The organism is Streptomyces sp. NPDC048002 (genome assembly GCF_040653275.1).
Classification (GTDB): Bacteria; Actinomycetota; Actinomycetes; order Streptomycetales; family Streptomycetaceae; genus Streptomyces.
Genome location: NZ_JBEZNL010000015.1, coordinates 1 through 16037, shown reverse-complemented (window position 1 = coordinate 16037; position 16037 = coordinate 1). Strand labels below are relative to the sequence as shown.

The 16037-nt window shown below is 71.1% G+C and carries 15 protein-coding genes; 11 read left to right on the top strand and 4 right to left on the bottom strand.

The genetic code is table 11. The annotated features are described in order from the left end of the window. Positions 1–3 precede the first annotated feature (3 nt). Positions 4–735 carry a DUF3159 domain-containing protein gene (locus tag AB0E07_RS19865; protein WP_362253380.1) on the top strand — a complete coding sequence of 244 codons (732 nt, stop codon included), beginning with the start codon at positions 4–6 and terminating at the stop codon, positions 733–735. A 186-nt stretch (positions 736–921) separates the two neighbouring features. Here the strand turns inward: AB0E07_RS19865 and AB0E07_RS19860 are convergent, their stop codons facing one another. Both AB0E07_RS19860 and AB0E07_RS19855 read right to left on the bottom strand, forming a co-directional pair. Continuing rightward, positions 922–1599 carry a TrkA family potassium uptake protein gene (locus AB0E07_RS19860; RefSeq protein ID WP_362253377.1) on the bottom strand — a complete coding sequence of 226 codons (678 nt, stop codon included), beginning with the start codon at positions 1597–1599 and terminating at the stop codon, positions 922–924. Continuing rightward, positions 1599–2270 carry a TrkA family potassium uptake protein gene (locus AB0E07_RS19855; protein WP_362253374.1) on the bottom strand — a complete coding sequence of 224 codons (672 nt, stop codon included), beginning with the start codon at positions 2268–2270 and terminating at the stop codon, positions 1599–1601. The genes AB0E07_RS19860 and AB0E07_RS19855 overlap by 1 nt, the downstream gene beginning before the upstream one ends. Before the next feature lie 404 nt (positions 2271–2674). Between AB0E07_RS19855 and AB0E07_RS19850 the strand changes: the two genes are divergently transcribed. The 5 genes from AB0E07_RS19850 (at position 2675) to AB0E07_RS19830 (ending at position 7364) form a co-directional block, all read left to right on the top strand. Beyond that, positions 2675–4723, top strand: coding sequence for an APC family permease (locus AB0E07_RS19850; protein WP_362253371.1), 2049 nt, complete (start codon positions 2675–2677; stop codon positions 4721–4723). Positions 4724–4777: 54 nt separating this feature from the next. Beyond that, the gene (locus tag AB0E07_RS19845) at positions 4778–6121 is read left to right on the top strand and encodes a TRAM domain-containing protein (protein ID WP_362253368.1); all 1344 of its coding nucleotides are present in this window, start codon (positions 4778–4780) and stop codon (positions 6119–6121) included. A 239-nt stretch (positions 6122–6360) separates the two neighbouring features. Beyond that, positions 6361–6555 carry a ribbon-helix-helix protein, CopG family gene (locus AB0E07_RS19840; protein WP_007445201.1) on the top strand — a complete coding sequence of 65 codons (195 nt, stop codon included), beginning with the start codon at positions 6361–6363 and terminating at the stop codon, positions 6553–6555. Further along, the gene (locus tag AB0E07_RS19835) at positions 6552–6944 is read left to right on the top strand and encodes a type II toxin-antitoxin system death-on-curing family toxin (protein WP_362253364.1); all 393 of its coding nucleotides are present in this window, start codon (positions 6552–6554) and stop codon (positions 6942–6944) included. Before AB0E07_RS19840 ends, AB0E07_RS19835 begins: the two co-directional genes overlap by 4 nt. 246 nt (positions 6945–7190) lie before the next feature. Next, positions 7191–7364, top strand: coding sequence for a hypothetical protein (locus AB0E07_RS19830; RefSeq protein ID WP_362253361.1), 174 nt, complete (start codon positions 7191–7193; stop codon positions 7362–7364). A gap of 42 nt (positions 7365–7406) precedes the next feature. Here AB0E07_RS19830 and AB0E07_RS19825 read toward each other — a convergent pair whose 3' ends face one another. Further along, complete coding sequence (locus AB0E07_RS19825) at positions 7407–7910, bottom strand: cupin domain-containing protein (protein WP_362253358.1); 504 nt, start codon at positions 7908–7910, stop codon at positions 7407–7409. Positions 7911–8076: 166 nt separating this feature from the next. Here AB0E07_RS19825 and AB0E07_RS19820 point away from each other — a divergent pair, with 166 nt between their 5' ends. Next, the gene (locus AB0E07_RS19820) at positions 8077–9543 is read left to right on the top strand and encodes a WGR domain-containing protein (protein WP_362253355.1); all 1467 of its coding nucleotides are present in this window, start codon (positions 8077–8079) and stop codon (positions 9541–9543) included. Positions 9544–10010: 467 nt separating this feature from the next. On the opposite strand, the gene AB0E07_RS19815 is transcribed toward AB0E07_RS19820, so the two are convergent. Continuing rightward, the gene (locus tag AB0E07_RS19815; protein ID WP_362253352.1) at positions 10011–11627 is read right to left on the bottom strand and encodes an MFS transporter; all 1617 of its coding nucleotides are present in this window, start codon (positions 11625–11627) and stop codon (positions 10011–10013) included. A 208-nt stretch (positions 11628–11835) separates the two neighbouring features. On the opposite strand from AB0E07_RS19815, the gene AB0E07_RS19810 reads away from it, so the two are divergent. The 4 genes from AB0E07_RS19810 to AB0E07_RS19795 all read left to right on the top strand — a co-directional run. Beyond that, positions 11836–12444: a TetR/AcrR family transcriptional regulator gene (locus AB0E07_RS19810; RefSeq protein ID WP_362253349.1), complete on the top strand. Its 609-nt coding sequence runs from the start codon at positions 11836–11838 to the stop codon at positions 12442–12444. A 216-nt stretch (positions 12445–12660) separates the two neighbouring features. Further along, the gene (locus tag AB0E07_RS19805; RefSeq protein ID WP_362253346.1) at positions 12661–13632 is read left to right on the top strand and encodes a phosphotriesterase; all 972 of its coding nucleotides are present in this window, start codon (positions 12661–12663) and stop codon (positions 13630–13632) included. Positions 13633–13683: 51 nt separating this feature from the next. Next, on the top strand, positions 13684–14640 hold the full coding sequence (locus AB0E07_RS19800) for a phosphotriesterase (RefSeq protein ID WP_362253342.1): 957 nt from the start codon (positions 13684–13686) through the stop codon (positions 14638–14640). A gap of 11 nt (positions 14641–14651) precedes the next feature. After that, positions 14652–16037 (top strand): FAD-dependent monooxygenase (locus AB0E07_RS19795; protein WP_362253339.1); only part of this gene is annotated, 1386 nt, incomplete at its 3' end.

Genomic DNA, 16037 nt, shown 5'->3' with positions numbered 1-16037 from the left:
CCGGTGACGTCGCTCGACAAGCCGACCGAAGACACCACCGCGGACGCGGAGCGGGATGCCCGGGCGGTGACCGAGGCCGCACTGTTCGAGGCGTTCGGCGGCGTCCGCGGCATGGTCGAGACGGTGCTGCCCGGACTCCTCTTCGTCACCATCTACACCATCAACAAGGACCTGCACCTGTCGGCCATCGCCGCCCTCGGTGTCTCCCTGCTGCTGGTCGTCGTCCGCCTGGTGAAGCGGGACACCCTCAAGCACGCCTTCAGCGGCGTCTTCGGCGTCGCCTTCGGTGTCGTCTTCGCGATGATGACCGGCAACGCCAAGGACTTCTACCTGCCCGGCATGCTCTACACGCTGGGCCTCGGCCTGGCGTACATCATCACGACGCTGTGCGGGGTCCCGCTGATCGGCCTGATCCTCGGCCCGGTGTTCAAGGAGAACCTCTCCTGGCGCACCCGCAACCCGGGACGCAAGAAGGCGTACGCCAAGGCGAGTTACGCCTGGGGCGCGATCCTGCTCGCCAAGTGCGCGATCCTCTTCCCGCTCTACTGGTGGGCGGACACCACCCAGTTGGGCTGGGTCCTGGTCGCCCTCAAGATCCCGCCGTTCCTCCTCGCCGTCTGGCTGACCTGGGTCTTCCTGGCCAAGGCGCCCGCCCCGATCGACGTGTTCGCGGAGATGGAGGCGGCGGAGCAGGCGGAGAAGGAGCGGAAGGCCGCGGCTCGCGCCGCGGACTGAGGCGCGGACTGAGGCGAGCGGACGCGGACCACGCGCCGGCCACAGCGCACGGACCACGCGCCGGCCGAAGCGCACGAACCACGCGCCGGCCGAAGCGCACGAACCACGCGCCGGCCGAAGCGCACGGACCACGCGAAGGGCGCCCCGGGTTCTCCCGGGGCGCCCTTCGGCGTACGTACGGCTGACTCAGCTCGACGCGTCCTCGCGGCGCACCGACAGCAGGTCCTCCAACTGCTCCTCGCGGGCCTGCGCGGCCACGAACAGCAGCTCGTCGCCCGCCTCCAGTGAGTCCTCCCGGGTCGGGGTGAGCACCCGGGTGCCGCGGATGATGGTGACCAGCGAGGTGTCCTGCGGCCACTCCACGTCCCCGACCTGGGTACCGGCCAGGGCCGACTCCTCGGGCAGCGTCAGCTCCACCAGGTTGGCGTCACCGTGGCTGAAGCGCAGCAGCCGGACCAGGTCGCCGACGCTCACCGCCTCCTCGACCAGGGCGGACATCAGACGCGGGGTGGAGACGGCCACGTCGACGCCCCAGGACTCGTTGAAGAGCCACTCGTTCTTGGGGTTGTTGACCCGGGCGACGACGCGCGGGACGCCGTACTCCGTCTTCGCCAGCAGGGAGACGACCAGGTTCACCTTGTCGTCGCCCGTCGCGGCGATCACCACGTTGCAGCGCTGGAGGGCGGCCTCGTCCAGCGAGGTGATCTCGCAGGCGTCGGCGAGCAGCCACTCCGCCTGCGGGACGCGCTCGACCGAGATCGCGGTCGGCGCCTTGTCGATCAGCAGGACCTCGTGACCGTTCTCCAGCAGTTCGCCCGCGATCGAGCGGCCGACGGCACCGGCACCGGCAATGGCGACCCTCATCAGTGACCGCCCTCCTCTTCGGGACCCTTGGCGAAGACGGCCTCGACCTTGTCGACCTCGTCGGCGCGCATCATCACGTGCACCAGGTCGCCCTCCTGGAGCACCGTCTGCGAGCTGGGCAGGATGGCCTCCCCGAGGCGGGTGAGGAACGCCACGCGGACGCCCGTCTCCTCCTGGAGCTTGCTGATCTTGTGGCCCACCCAGGCGGCGGAGGTGTGCACCTCGGCCAGCTGGACACCACCGGTGGGATCGCGCCACAGCGGCTCGGCGCCCGAGGGGAGCAGCCGGCGCAGCATCTGGTCGGCGGTCCAGCGCACCGTGGCCACGGTGGGGATGCCCAGACGCTGGTAGACCTCGGCGCGGCGGGGGTCGTAGATCCGCGCCGCGACGTTCTCGACGCCGAACATCTCGCGGGCCACCCGCGCGGAGATGATGTTGGAGTTGTCGCCGCTGGAGACCGCGGCGAAGGCGCCGGCCTCCTCGATGCCCGCCTCGCGCAGGGTGTCCTGGTCGAAGCCGATGCCGGTGACCCGGCGGCCGCCGAACCCGGGGCCGAGCCGGCGGAAGGCGGTGGGGTCCTGATCGATCACAGCGACCGTATGCCCCTGTTGCTCCAGGGTCTGGGCGAGAGCGGACCCCACTCGTCCGCAGCCCATGATGACGATGTGCACGACCGTCCTTCCAACGTCAAGAGTTACTGCTCAGCCAGATCAGGGTCTCAGATCGACGCCCAAGCTACACACGCGCGGTAGGACGTCGGCACCCCTGTGCACGGTTGCCGCGGGATCGAGGTGAATCAGCGGCGGCTGATGCTGCGGACGCTGGCAAGTGTCAGGAATCCGAGGCCGACGAGGGACGCGGCGGCGCCGATCAGCTGGGCGGTGGTGTCCATGGGGCCTCCGGAGGACGGCAACGGCGGTGGGAATCAACGGTTTTTGTCATATAGGCACGCCGTCGTCGTGAGCCACGGAATCCGCAGCCGCGAGCCCCTCGAATTCACCCGGTGGGCAGGTGCTGTGCGGATAGGGGGTGGCGGGTGGGCGACAGCCCGTTCGAACGCTTACGATCCTCTGTTGTGTCCAAACTGACCGACGTGCCCAAACGGATCCTGATCGGGCGCGCACTGCGCAGTGATCGGCTCGGGGAAACGCTCCTGCCGAAGCGCATCGCACTCCCCGTCTTCGCTTCCGACCCGCTGTCCTCCGTGGCCTACGCGCCCGGCGAGGTCCTGCTGGTCCTGTCCATCGCGGGCGTGTCGGCGTACCACTTCAGCCCCTGGATCGCGGTCGCGGTCGTGGTCCTGATGTTCACGGTCGTCGCCTCCTACCGGCAGAACGTGCACGCCTACCCGAGCGGCGGCGGCGACTACGAGGTCGCCAACACCAACCTCGGCCCCCGGGCCGGCCTCACCGTGGCCAGCGCGCTGCTGGTCGACTACGTTCTGACGGTGGCCGTGTCCATCTCCTCCGGCGTGGAGAACCTCGGCTCGGCCGTCCCCTTCTTCGTCGAGCACAAGGTCCTGTGCGCGGTCGGCATCATCGTGCTGCTGACATTGATGAACCTGCGCGGTGTGAAGGAGTCGGGCAAGCTCTTCGCGATCCCGACCTACGTCTTCGTCGCCGGCGTCTTCATCATGATCGCCTGGGGCGCCTTCCAGGGGCTGATCCTCGACGAGACCATGAAGGCCCCGACCGCCGACTACCAGATCAAGCCCGAGCACCAGGGTCTGGCCGGTTTCGCCCTGGTCTTCCTGCTGCTGCGCGCCTTCTCCTCCGGCTGTGCCGCGCTCACCGGTGTCGAGGCGATCAGCAACGGGGTCCCCGCCTTCCGCAAGCCCAAGTCGCGGAACGCGGCGACCACCCTCGCCATGATGGGCCTGCTCGCCGTCACCATGTTCTGCGGGATCATCGGGCTCGCCATGGCCACCGACGTGCACATGGCGGAGAACCCGGCCAAGGACCTCGTCCACAACGGCGTGCCCGTCGGCGCGGACTACGTGCAGGACCCGGTGATCTCCCAGGTCGCGGCCGCCGTCTTCGGCGACGGCACGTTCTTCTTCGTCCTGCTCGCCGCGGCGACCGCCCTGGTCCTCTTCCTCGCGGCCAACACCGCTTACAACGGCTTCCCGCTGCTCGGCTCGATCCTCGCCCAGGACCGCTACCTGCCCCGCCAGCTGCACACCCGCGGCGACCGCCTCGCCTTCTCCAACGGCATCGTGCTGCTGGCCGGCGCCGCCGCGCTGCTGGTGTGGGTCTACGGGGCCGACTCCACGCGGCTGATCCAGCTGTACATCGTCGGGGTGTTCGTCTCCTTCACGCTCAGCCAGATCGGCATGGTCCGGCACTGGAACCGGCACCTGCGCACCGAGACCGACCAGGCCAAGCGCCGCCACATGGTCCGCTCCCGCGCGATCAACGCCTTCGGCGCCTTCTTCACCGGCCTGGTCCTCGTCGTCGTCCTGGTCACCAAGTTCACGCACGGCGCCTGGGTCGCCCTGCTCGGCATGGTGATCTTCTACGTCGTCATGAGCGCGATCCGGAAGCACTACGACCGGGTCTCCGCCGAGATCGCCGCCCCCGAGGGTCCCAGCGACGACAGCGTCCGCCCCTCCCGGGTGCACTCCGTGGTCCTGGTCTCCAAGATCCACCGGCCCACGCTGCGCGCCCTCGCGTACGCCAAGCTGATGCGCACCGACACCCTGGAGGCGCTCAGCGTCAACGTCGACCCCGCCGAGACCAAGGCGCTCAAGGCCGAGTGGGAGAAGCGCGGCATCGACGTCCCGCTGAAGGTCCTCGACTCGCCCTACCGCGAGATCACCCGGCCGATCATCGAGTACGTCAAGAACCTGCGCCGCGAGTCCCCGCGCGACGCGGTCTCCGTGATCATCCCCGAGTACGTCGTGGGCCACTGGTACGAGCATCTGCTGCACAACCAGAGCGCCCTGCGCCTGAAGGGCCGGCTGCTGTTCACGCCGGGCGTGATGGTCACCTCGGTGCCCTACCAGCTCCAGTCCTCCGAGGCCGCGAAGAAGCGGGCCCGCAAGCGGCAGGAGTGGAACGCGCCGGGCTCCGTGCGACGCGGCCCGGCGGTGGAGCGGACCAAGGAGTCCTCGAAACAGTCGTAGACTGGACGGCTGTTGTCCCGGCCCTTTCCCTTACGTATCTGGAGTCACCCCGCCATGCAGGCAGAACCGAAGAAGTCGCAGGCGGGGTCGCTCGTGGGGCGGGAGTTCGAGGTCGAGGTCGGTCCCGTCGCCCACGGCGGCCACTGCATCGCCCGCACCCAGGACGGCCAGGTCCTCTTCGTACGGCACACGCTGCCCGGCGAGCGGGTCCTGGCCCGGGTCACCGAGGGCGAGGAGGGCGCCCGCTTCCTGCGCGCCGACGCCGTCGAGGTGCTCGACGCCTCCAAGGACCGCGTCGAGGCGCCCTGCCCGTACGCCGGTCCCGGCCGCTGCGGCGGCTGCGACTGGCAGCACGCCAAGCCGGGCGCGCAGCGCCGGATGAAGGGCGAGGTCGTCGCCGAGCAGCTCAGGCGGCTCGCGGGGCTGACGCCCGAGGAGGCCGGCTGGGACGGCACGGTGATGCCCGCCGAGGGCGACAAGCTGCCGGCCGGGCAGGTCCCGCAGTGGCGCACCCGGGTCCAGTACGCGGTGGACCCCGCGACCGGACGCGCCGGGCTGCGCCGCCACCGCTCGCACGCGGTCGAGCCCGTCGAGCACTGCATGATCGCCGCGGAGGGCGTCAGCGAACTCGGCATCGAGCGGCGCGACTGGACGGGCATGGAGTCGGTCGAGGCCATCGCGGCGACCGGCTCGCAGGACCGCCAGGTCATCCTCACGCCCCGCCCCGGCGCCCGGCTCCCGATCGTGGAACTGGACAAGCCGGTGTCGGTGATGCGGGTCGAGGAGAAGGACGGCGGTGTCCACCGCGTCCACGGCCGCCCGTTCGTCCGTGAGCGCGCCGACGGGCGCACCCACCGCGTCGGCAGCGGCGGCTTCTGGCAGGTCCACCCGCAGGCGGCGGACACCCTGGTCAAGGCCGTGATGCAGGGGCTGCTGCCGCGCAAGGGCGAGATGGCGCTCGACCTGTACTGCGGGGTCGGCCTCTTCGCGGGCGCGCTCGCCGACCGCCTCGGCGAGCAGGGCGCCGTCCTCGGTATCGAGTCCGGCAAGCGCGCGGTGGAGGACGCCCGCCACAACCTCGCGGAGTTCCCCCGGGTCCGGATCGAGCAGGGCAAGGTCGAGTCGGTCCTCCCGCGGACCGGTATCTCCGAGGTCGACCTCGTCGTCCTCGACCCGCCCCGGGCCGGCGCCGGCCGCGCCACGGTGAAGCACCTGGCGTCCCTGGGCGCCCGCCGCATCGCCTACGTGGCCTGCGACCCGGCGGCCCTGGCCCGGGACCTGGGGTACTTCCGGGACGGGGGGTACCGGGTGCGGACGCTCCGGGTGTTCGACCTGTTCCCGATGACGCATCACGTGGAGTGCGTGGCGATCCTGGAGCCGGCCCACAAGGGCGTTTGACCTGCGGTTCGGCTGCTCTGGCGGGTTCCTTGGCCTGTCTCCCTATGCGCAGCGGTTCAAGCGGACGGAACTTTAAGGAGCTCTTGGACCTGGGAGTTCGTGAACGAGGCGCCTGTGAGGGCGACGCGTCCTAGTGGCTCTTGCGGTGGTGATGCGCACGGCCGCCTGGTCCCAGGCTCCGCGGAGCCGGGAGCGCGTGCCGACCGGGCCACTTGATACCGGCCTGGTATCATCTCTGCATGGCGATGACACTTCGACTCCCCGACGACCTTGACGCGAAGCTCACCGAGCGGGCTCGTCGGGAGGGCCGTAGCAAGCAGGAACTTGCCATTGAAGCCATCCGTGACGCTCAGGACCGGGCCGAGCTGAAGGTCGATGACGTCCTGGCCGAGCTCATGGACAGTGACGCGGAGATCCTGGACTACCTGAAGTGACGGATGTGCGCTACCTCCAGATCGACGAGATCCTGGCCATCGCCCGCGCGGTCAACGGTACCGAGCACGGCGTGCGTGACATGGGCCTTCTCGTGTCGGCGATCGAGCGACCCCGAACGAACGTGTTCGGGGCTGAGTTGTATCCCACGCTGCACGAGAAGGCCGCAGCGTTGCTGCACTCCGTCGCCCGCAATCACGCGCTGATCGATGGGAACAAGCGCACCGCCTGGCTCGCCATGCGTGTCTTCCTGCGGTTCAACGGCGTCGGCGCGAGTGCCGTCCCGCCGCCCGTTTCCGTGGCCGGCCCGTTCGTCGAGGAAGTCGCCCAGGACAACGTCGATGTACCGGCGATCGCCAAGTGCCTCTCGACCTGGTTCCCCCTTCCTTGACGTTCGACGAGGCAAGGGTGCCTCTCGTGGAGTGCGTGACGATTCCGGAGCTTGCTGACGTTCGCTTTGGCAAGGCGTCAGCTCATGCGTGACGTCGACATGTGGTCTGTGCGTCGAGTTGCGCGGACCGCGGCAATGGGCGGCCACACCAAGAAGGTGACCGGCGGTCCGGTGTCGAAGGGGTGGTGGAGTGCGGCGGTACGAGCAGCCAATGCACCCGGCTGTGCCTGGGGACTGCGCATCAGCATGTTCCACACGGAGGACCGCCCGGACCGTCTCCACGAACTGACCGGCGGCTGGCCGATCCTGGTGGACCGAGCCCACCGCCTGCGCGAGGAACTGGGCGACCCCGATGAGGTTTGCGCCGCCTGGCGGGCCTCCGCGCGGACCGCGCCGAGGCTCGTGGATTCGCCGAGGTGACCGGCGCTTCGCCGTTCCGGCTGATTGCTCCCAGGGGAGCGGTCACCGGTCTCCGGGCGGATGGCAGTACCGGTGGACGAGTTCGGTGTGCTGGGGGAAGCGGGCCGTCAGTTCGTCCGGGCGGCCCAGGGTCATGTCGGCGTAGTCGAAACCTGGTGCCACCGCCTCGCTGATCAGCGCGTGGTCGCCGTTGTCGAGAACGGTCGCCTTCCACACACCGCCCGGCACGGCGAGCATCAGGACCTCACCCCGCTCGGGGTCCTGGCCGAGGACGGCGGTCTCGGCCCGCCCGTCGGGGTGGATCAGGTGGTAGGTGAGCGGCGCGCCGTGGTGGTGGAAGTGCAGGATGTCGGACGCGTTGAGGTGCCAGTGGCCGACGGGTGACGCCGCGGTGAGGAGGTAGTGGATGGAGGTGAGCAGCGGACGCTCGCCGCGGGGCGTCCGGACCGGCGGATGCCGGTCGGACACGTAGGTGCGCCGGAAGTAGCCGCCCTCCACATGGGGTTCCAGTCCGAGACGGTCGATCCAGTCCTGAGCGGTGGGCACGCTGTCCTCCTGCTGGGTGCGCTGTGGCCGGCCCTGGTGCCGCCATTCTGGCCCGGGCTCCCGCCGACGGGACGGCCCGGGGGCCCGTTGTCAGTGCCGGCCGCTAGTTTGGCGGTACTGGAGATCGGCCCCCGAGGCCGGTCGGGGCTTTGGGGAGGGGTGTGCTGTGTCCGCAGCGCAGGCAGGGCAGTCGGAGGAGCGGACCTATCTGGAGCTGTCCCAGGAGGACGGCGGGGCCCACAAGTTTTACGAGGTCATCGTCGACGGGACCACCGTCTCCGTGCGGTACGGGCGGATCGGGGTCGACGGTCAGCGGCAGAGCTCCGCCTTCCCGACGGCCGACAAGGCGCGCGCCGCGGCCGCGAAGAAGATCGCCGAGAAGGTGCGCAAGGGCTACGCGCCCGCGGTTCAGGGGCAGCGCGCCGCCCGGCCCGTGACGCGACGTCAGGTCACCTCCGCCCCGTCCACCGCGCGGGCCACCGCCCCGGTGCTCTGGCGGTTCCGCACCGGCAACTCGGCGTTCGGGATCCACGTCGACGAGGACCGCTGCTGGGTCGGCAACCAGAACGGCGACGTCTACAACCTCAGCCACGACGGTGAGGTGCTCGCCCACTACTCCCTGCCCGACGGAGTGAAGTGCCTGGTCGCCGACGACTTCTGGATCTACGCGGGCTGCGACGACGGCCGGGTGTACGACCTCTCGGCCAAGGTGCCGTTCGCCGCGTACGACATCGCCGCCGAGGTGGACATCTTCTGGCTGGACATCCACGCCGGTGTCCTGAACGTCTCCGACCGCGACGGCGGTCTGACGGTCATCGACCACGAGGACGAACTCCAGTGGTCGCGCAACTCCTCCGGGGAGCACGGGTGGATGGTGCGGGCCGACGACCGCGCCGTGTACCACGGGCACAGCGGCGGGGTGACCGCCTACGCGGCGGACGGCGCCCGCCAGTTGTGGCACACCGCGACCAGTGGCAACGTCCTCTTCGGCTGGCAGGAGCGGGACGCCGTCTACGCCGGGACGGGACGCCGGGTCGTGCAGCGGCTCGACAAGTACTCCGGAGTGATCGACGCCTCCTACCGGTGCGACGCCGCGGTGTACTCCTGCGCCACGTCGCCCGGCGGTCGGTACGTCTTCGCCGGCGACTCCGCCTCCTCCGTCTACTGCTTCACCGCCGACGGCACCCGGCTGTGGAAGCTCGGCACGGGCGGCGGCTCCGCGCTCTCCATGCAGTACCACGAGGAGCGGCTGTACATCGTCTCCACGGACGGCTCCCTCGCCTGCATCGACGCGAGCGAGGCCGCCATCAACGCCGCCCAGTCGGGCACCGTCCCGGTCGCCGCCGACATCAAACTGGCGGCCGCGCTGCCCACTTACGCCCCGCTGACCACCGCCGCCTCCGTCGCCACGGTCAGCGCCGTCCCCGCGGCGGGCGGCGGAGTCGTCGTGGAGTGCTTCGAGCAGGGCGGCCGGGTGCGCGTGCGGGTCGTCTCCGAGGGCTACGAGTCCGGCTGGAACGTCCAGTTCCCGCGAGCGATACGCCAGCCCGGCGCGCGGTACGTGGTGGACTCGCTGCACACCTCCGCGGGCGGCTTCTACCGGGTGCGCGGGGAGATCAGGCGTCTGGTGTGACGCCCGCGGCGCGGTCCGGGCGCTCCCTGCCGAGCCCCGTCTCGCGCTGCAGCTCCCGCTCCGGTGGGCCGCAACCGTGGTCGGCGCGATGTCCCGCCTGAGGGTCTGCCGAGGGTCCCACCAGGAAGGGCCGCCCCCAGCGGGGGCGAACCCCGTCGGCGCCCTGCTCAGCACTGCCCCGCCCGGACGGAGTTGTCACCATCCGGGCCGGAGCGGGGCCCCAGCCGTTGTTGTGCCGGAACTGTGGCCGGGGTGGCTCCAAGGCGGGCGTTGAGCCGAAGCGGTGACCCGGGGGCGGCAGCTCGGGGCTGTGGCCGGTGCTGTTACAGGGCCGGAGACGAGCCGAAATGACGGCCGGGGCTGTAGCCGGTGTCGGGCCGGGGCCGGGGCCCCGGCGTTCGGTCGGTCGGCGGGCCGACCCACGCCCGGTCAGGCGTTGGGCCGCCCCGTGGTCGGTCAGCCCGCGGCTAGCCGATCGGTGCCGGTTCCAGCTGGTTCGCGGTCGCGCGGTCGTCCGTGTCGACCGGGGTCCGGACGCCGATCATGCCCACGGCGGTGAGGACCGCGGCGACCGCCGCAGCCACCCCGCACACCAGGAACGCCGTGCCGAAGCCGCTGCCCAGCGCGTCCAGGGCGAGGCCGTGGGCCGCGGAGCCGGGGGCGCCGGGCGGGAGGCTGTTCACGGCGATGGGGCCCGCCGCCTCCGCGATCTCCCGGGCCGCCGCCGCCTCGGCGGCGGGCAGGCCCGCGCCGGACAGCCCGTCGGCGAACGCCGTTCCCGCGGTGCTGAGGGCGACCGCGCCGACCACCACCGGGCCGAGCGCGAAGCCGAGGTCGCGCAGCATGTTGGTGGTCGCGCTGGCCATGCCCGCCAGCTGTCCGGGCACGCTGCCCAGGGCCACGGCCGTCACCGAGCTGACGGTGAGGGCGAATCCGACGCCGATCAGCAGGGCGGGGACGACGAACGCGCCGAGCCCCGGGTCGGTCACGTCGAGCCGGGTGCAGAGCAGACAGCCCACCGCCATCAGGACGAACCCCGAGGTGAGCAGAGCGGACGCGGAGACCCGCTGGAGGAGCCGCGAGACGACCGGTATCAGCACGAACGCGGGACCCTGGAGCAGCAGGAAGGGGACCGCGACGCGGATCGGGTCCTGGTGCTGGACCGGGCCCAGCCACATGCTCGTCGCGAAGCAGGCGCCGAGGAAGGCGAGCATCCCGATGACGGCGACGACGGAGGAGACGGTGAAGGCCCGGTTGCGGAACAGGGTCAGGTCGAAGATCGGGGACTCCGCGCCCAGTTCGACCACGACGAACCCGGCCAGGAAGCACGCGCCGAGCGCGAAGGCCAGCAGGACGGGCAGCGTGGTCCAGCCCGACTCGGGCCCCTCGACGGCGCCGTAGAGGACCAGGATCAGGCCGAGGGCGAAGGTGATCTGACCGGCCACGTCCAGCTTGCGGCCCTCGGGGGCCTTCGACTCCGCGGCCAGGGTCAGGGTGAGCACCATGCTGACCAGGGCCAGTCCGACCAGCACCCAGAACGAGCCGCGCCAGGAGCCGATCCTGGCGAACATGCCGCCGAGCAGCGGCGAGACGGCCGCGCCCGCGGACAGGAAGCCGCTCCAGACCGCGACCGCGTGCGCACGCTCACGCGTCCCGCGGGTGACGGCGGTGAGCGAGGTCAGCGAGCCGGGGAACATGGCGCCGGCGCCGAGGCCGTTCAGCGCGGCGGCGACCCACAGCACCTGCACGGTGGGCGCCAGCGCGGCCACCGTACTGCCGACCGCGATCAGCGCCGTGCCGGCCGCGACCAGCCGGCGCCGTCCGAAGAGATCGCCGAGGACGCCGAAGGTGAACTCGAAGCAGACCACGGCGACCATGAACGCCGCTGTGATCCAGGTGAGTTGGGAGCCGTGGGTGTTCAGGTCCTGTTGGAACAGCCCGTTGAGCGAGGCCGGCAGCGCGTTCGCGACCTGGGCCACGAAGACCGCGCCGCAGGCTGCAGCCAGTGTTCCCGCGTAGCCCGGAGTCCGGGCGGCCCCCGCGGTTGGGCCCTGGGACGTCGTCGTCCCGTTGTTGAGCGTCATTGCTGTTCTCCCTGGCTGGGAAAGAGGGGCGACCCGTGGAGGGGAGCCCGGGGAGCTTGGTTGCCGTGGAGAATGTCACTCGCTTTACGACGCGTCAATCATTTGTTCGTAACATAAAGTGAGTCGAGGGTGTGTAAGGTTGCCGCCCTCCATGTTCGGTGAGCGGGCGGCGCGGCCGTGGCGGTTATGGGCCGTTAGGATCGCGGCCATGGCGAACCTCCGTGAGGCGCAGAAGAAGATGACGCGCCGTCTGCTGCTGGAGTCCGGGCTCGAGCTGTTCAAGGCGAAGGGGTACGCGGCCACCACGGTCGACGACATCGCGACCGCCGCGGGCACCACCCGCGTGACCTTCTACGCGTACTTCCCCTCCCGGGGCGACCTGATGAAGGCGCTCATCGACGAGCAGCTGAACGAGGAACTCCAGCGGGTGCGCTCCGTCGAGCACGGCTCCACCGCGCTCGATCTCGTCGCCACGGTCGCCGAGGGCACACCGGAGGCGATCATGGCGTGGCTGCGGCGCACCGCCGACAGCTGGCCGGCCATCCGGCCCATCATCCGGATCGGCCGGGACGCCGCGGTGGTCGAACCGGACCTCGTCGACCTCGTCGAGCGCTGGCTGGAGGAGGCCGTCGGCGACATCGAGGACGGGTTGGCGGCGGCCGGGCGTCTCGCGCCCCATCAGCGTCACTTCCGGGGTGTGCTGGCCATGGCCCAGCTCGACTTCGTCGCCCAGCACTGGGACGGCTCCGACTGGAAACTCACCCGGGAGCAGATGCTCGACGAGCTCGCCGCCAGCTGGGTGGGCCTGCTCAACTGATCCTCGTCACGGCCGCGGCTCCCTCGGGCCCGGCCGTGTTTTCACCTCTCGCGATCGAACTGGTGTGCGATAAAACCCCTCGTCCACTGCTTGGCACTACTACCAGTCCATTGTTTTTTCTTCTCGTTCATTTCATTGACGCTATGTAAAGCGAATGGCTACGGTGGCCCTAGTCACGGGGCGCTGAGCACCCCACCCCGCACACGTGAGGCAGCCATGAGCGGCAAGAACACCACCGTGAACACCGTCCTGGGCCCGGTGCCGACCGAGGACCTGGGCGTCGTCTCGGTCCACGAGGCTCTGCTGTCGGTCGCTCCGGGCGCGGAGTACGCCTTCGACATCACCATCGACCGCGCGGAGATCTTCGAGACCCTCGCCGCCAAGCTGACGGCGTTCCGGGCCTGCGGCGGCGGCACCGTCGTCGACAGCACCGGCATGTTCCACGGCCGGGACGTCCGGCTCTACGAGAGCCTGTCGCGCACCACCGGCGTGCACATCGTCGCCTCGACGGGCCAGGGCCCGGAGGAGAAGCTCGGCGGCTACTTCCTCACCCCGCAGACCAACCCGCCGACCCCCTGGCCGGCCGACCGGTTCGCCGACCTGTTCACCAGGGAGATCACCGAGGGCATGGTCGTACCCCGGGTGGAGCGGCGCGGCGCCGCCGGACTCGTCGCCACCACCGCGACCCGCGCGGGCATGACGGCGACCGACGAGAGCCTGTTCCGCGGCGCGGCCCGCACCGCCCTGGCCACCGGCGTCCCGGTCTCCCTCCGGCACGGCGCCGACGCCGTCCACGATCTCGGCGTCGTCCTCGACGAGGGCCTCCCGGCCGACCGGGTCGTCGTCGGCGGCCTCGACCGCAAGGACGCCGCCGCCGGCGCCCCCCTGGCCGTCGCCCGCCGCGGCGCCTACGCCGCCCTCGACCACGTCGGCACCGAGGACGAGGAACACCTCACCGACGCCGACCGCGCCGCCCTCGTCGCCGACCTGGTCCGGGCCGGTCTCGGCGACCGGATCCTGCTCTCCGTCGGCGCCATCGGCGTCGCGAAGGGCACCCCCGCCAACGAACTGCCCTACGGCCACGTCCTGACCGCGTTCGTTCCGCTCCTGAAGGCCCAGGGCCTCGGCGACGAGGACGTACGGCGGATCCTCGTGCGCAACCCGCACGACCTGCTGTCGGCGCGCTGACCGCCCCGGCCCCGACGTTCCGTCAAGTCCCCTTACCCAGAGGTGAGTTCTGTGTCCCGAGTCAATACTGTCCTGGGGCCCGTCCCGGCCGAGGAGCTGGGCCTCGTGGCCGTCCACGAGCACATCGGCTACGGCATGCCCGGCTCCGAGCTGGACACCAAGTGGTGGAAGACCCCCGAACAGCGCTACGCGGAGACCGTCCCCAAACTCCGGGCGTTCCACGATTACGGCGGCGGCACCTTCGTCGACGCCACCGGGATCTGCAACGGCCGTGACGTCGACTACTACCGGTCGCTGTCCGCGAAGACCGGCGTCCACATCGTCGCCTGCACCGGCTTCGTCGGCGGCGACACCGCCCTGTGGCACTTCGCCCGCGCCGATGTCGACTACCTGATGCGGCAGTTCGTCCACGAGATCACCGTCGGCGTCGGCGACACCGGCGGCCGCGCCGGAGTCATCAAGGTCGGCGTGAGCCGCGGCGGCCGCATGACCGACCTCGACAAGCGCATCTACCGGGCCGCCGCACGGGCCGCCCTCGCCACCGGCGCGCCCGTCCTGACCCACCTCGCCATCGACGCCGAGAGCGCGATCGCGATCTTCGCCGAGGAGGGACTGCCCCTGGACCGCGTCCTGTTCGGGCACGTCGACGACGGGGTCAACGCCGACCGGACCCGGGACGTGTGGATCGCCGAGCAGGGCGGCCGGATCGGCTTCGACACCTTCGGCTACGAGACCGAACTGCCCGACCCGCCGTTCTGGGCCCGCCCCCGCAAGGAGCGCCTCGACCACTTCCTGCGGTTCATCGCGGGCGAGGGCCGCCTCAACCAGGTGCTCGCCTCCGCCGACGCCAACTGCAGCCCGCTGGGCTGGCCCGGAGTGAAGGGCCACACCGTCAACTACCTCTTCGAGGACCTCATCCCCGACCTGCGGGCCGCCGGACTGGACGAGGCCGCGATCCGGACGATCTTCGTCGACAACCCCGCCGACTTCCTGACCCTCAAGAAATAGAGAGAGCCACCATGCAGTCATCGGACCTGAAAGAACTGAAGATCGCCGTGGTCGGCGCGGGGTACGGCGGCGCGGCGGCGGCCAAGGCCCTCAGCCTGCTCGGCGCCCGGGTCGACGTCTACGAACAGGCGAGCCGGATCCGCGAGGTCGGCGCCGGCATCGGACTGCGCCCGGCCACCATGAACCGGTTCCGCGAGTGGGGGATCTTCGACGCCGTCGCCCGGGTCAGCTCACCGAGTGAGTCCTTCGAGATCCTCACCGCCACCGGCGAGCCGATCATGCGGGAGGAGTGGCCCGCCGACGGCCGGCAGACCCACACCCATCTGATCCACCGCGGCGACTTCATCGACGCGCTGATGAGCGTGCTGCCCGACGGCATGGTCCACCTCGGCCACCGGCTGGAGAGCGTCCAGGACAAGGGTGACCGCTCCGTACTGACCTTCGCCGACGGCCGGAGTGTCGAGGCCGACCTGGTGGTCGGCGCCGACGGCATCAGGTCCGTGGTCCGCAGGGAGCTGTTCGGCGACCAGGGACCGGTGTTCTCCGGCGAGCACGCCTACCGCGCGGTCATCTCCCTCGACGACGCCCACGGCCTGGTCACCGACGACAACCTGCGCATGTACATCGGCCGGGGCACCAAGGTCTACCTGTTGCCGCTGCGCCACCGCGGTCAGGTGTCCTTCGACATCACCGCCCTGTGCCCGGACGCCACCTGGGCGCCCGAGGTCACCAAGGACGACCTCCTCGCCACGGTCGAGGGCTTCGACGAGCGCCTCGTCGCCATCACCCACGGCCTCGACATGGACACCGTGAACATCCGCGCGGTCTACGACATCGACCCGGTCGCCCGCTGGCACTCGGACTCCGTCGTACTCGTCGGCGACGCGGCCCACTCGATGCTGCACCACCAGGGCCAGGGCGCCAACTCGGCCATCGAGGACGGCGGAGCGCTCGCCGACGCGCTGCGCCGGGCGGACTCCCTGCCCGAGGCGCTGGCCCTGTTCCAGGCCACCCGCAAGCCGGTGACCGACGAACTCCAGCGCATCTCCCGACAGGGCTGGACCGAGGCGGAGATCGACGAGGTCTTCCCCGGCCAGCGCCCCGCGACCACGGGCCAGCCCCCGGCCACCACGGGCCAGCGCTCCGCGACCACGGGCCAGCGCCCCGCGACCACGGGCCCGCGCCCAGCGACCACGCGCCAGCGCCCCGCGACCACGGGCCAGCGCCCGGCCACCACGGGCCAGCGCCCCGCGACCACGGGCCCGCGCGCAGAGACCACCGGCCAACGCCCCGCGACCTCCGGCCCGCGTGCCGGGGGGTGGGGGGGGGGGCGGGGGGGCGGGGGTGGGGGGGGGGGGGGGGGGCGGGGGGGGGGCGGGCGCGGGGGGGCGGGGGGC

Coding starts and splice junctions, on each gene's coding strand:
- AB0E07_RS19860 (WP_362253377.1), bottom strand. CDS start 1,599: ATGAGGGTCGCCATTGCCGGTGCCGGTGCCGTCGGCCGCTCGATCGCG.
- AB0E07_RS19840 (WP_007445201.1), top strand. CDS start 6,361: ATGGCGATGACACTTCGACTCCCCGACGACCTTGACGCGAAGCTCACC.
- AB0E07_RS19845 (WP_362253368.1), top strand. CDS start 4,778: ATGCAGGCAGAACCGAAGAAGTCGCAGGCGGGGTCGCTCGTGGGGCGG.
- AB0E07_RS19830 (WP_362253361.1), top strand. CDS start 7,191: ATGTTCCACACGGAGGACCGCCCGGACCGTCTCCACGAACTGACCGGC.
- AB0E07_RS19805 (WP_362253346.1), top strand. CDS start 12,661: ATGAGCGGCAAGAACACCACCGTGAACACCGTCCTGGGCCCGGTGCCG.
- AB0E07_RS19810 (WP_362253349.1), top strand. CDS start 11,836: ATGGCGAACCTCCGTGAGGCGCAGAAGAAGATGACGCGCCGTCTGCTG.
- AB0E07_RS19815 (WP_362253352.1), bottom strand. CDS start 11,627: ATGACGCTCAACAACGGGACGACGACGTCCCAGGGCCCAACCGCGGGG.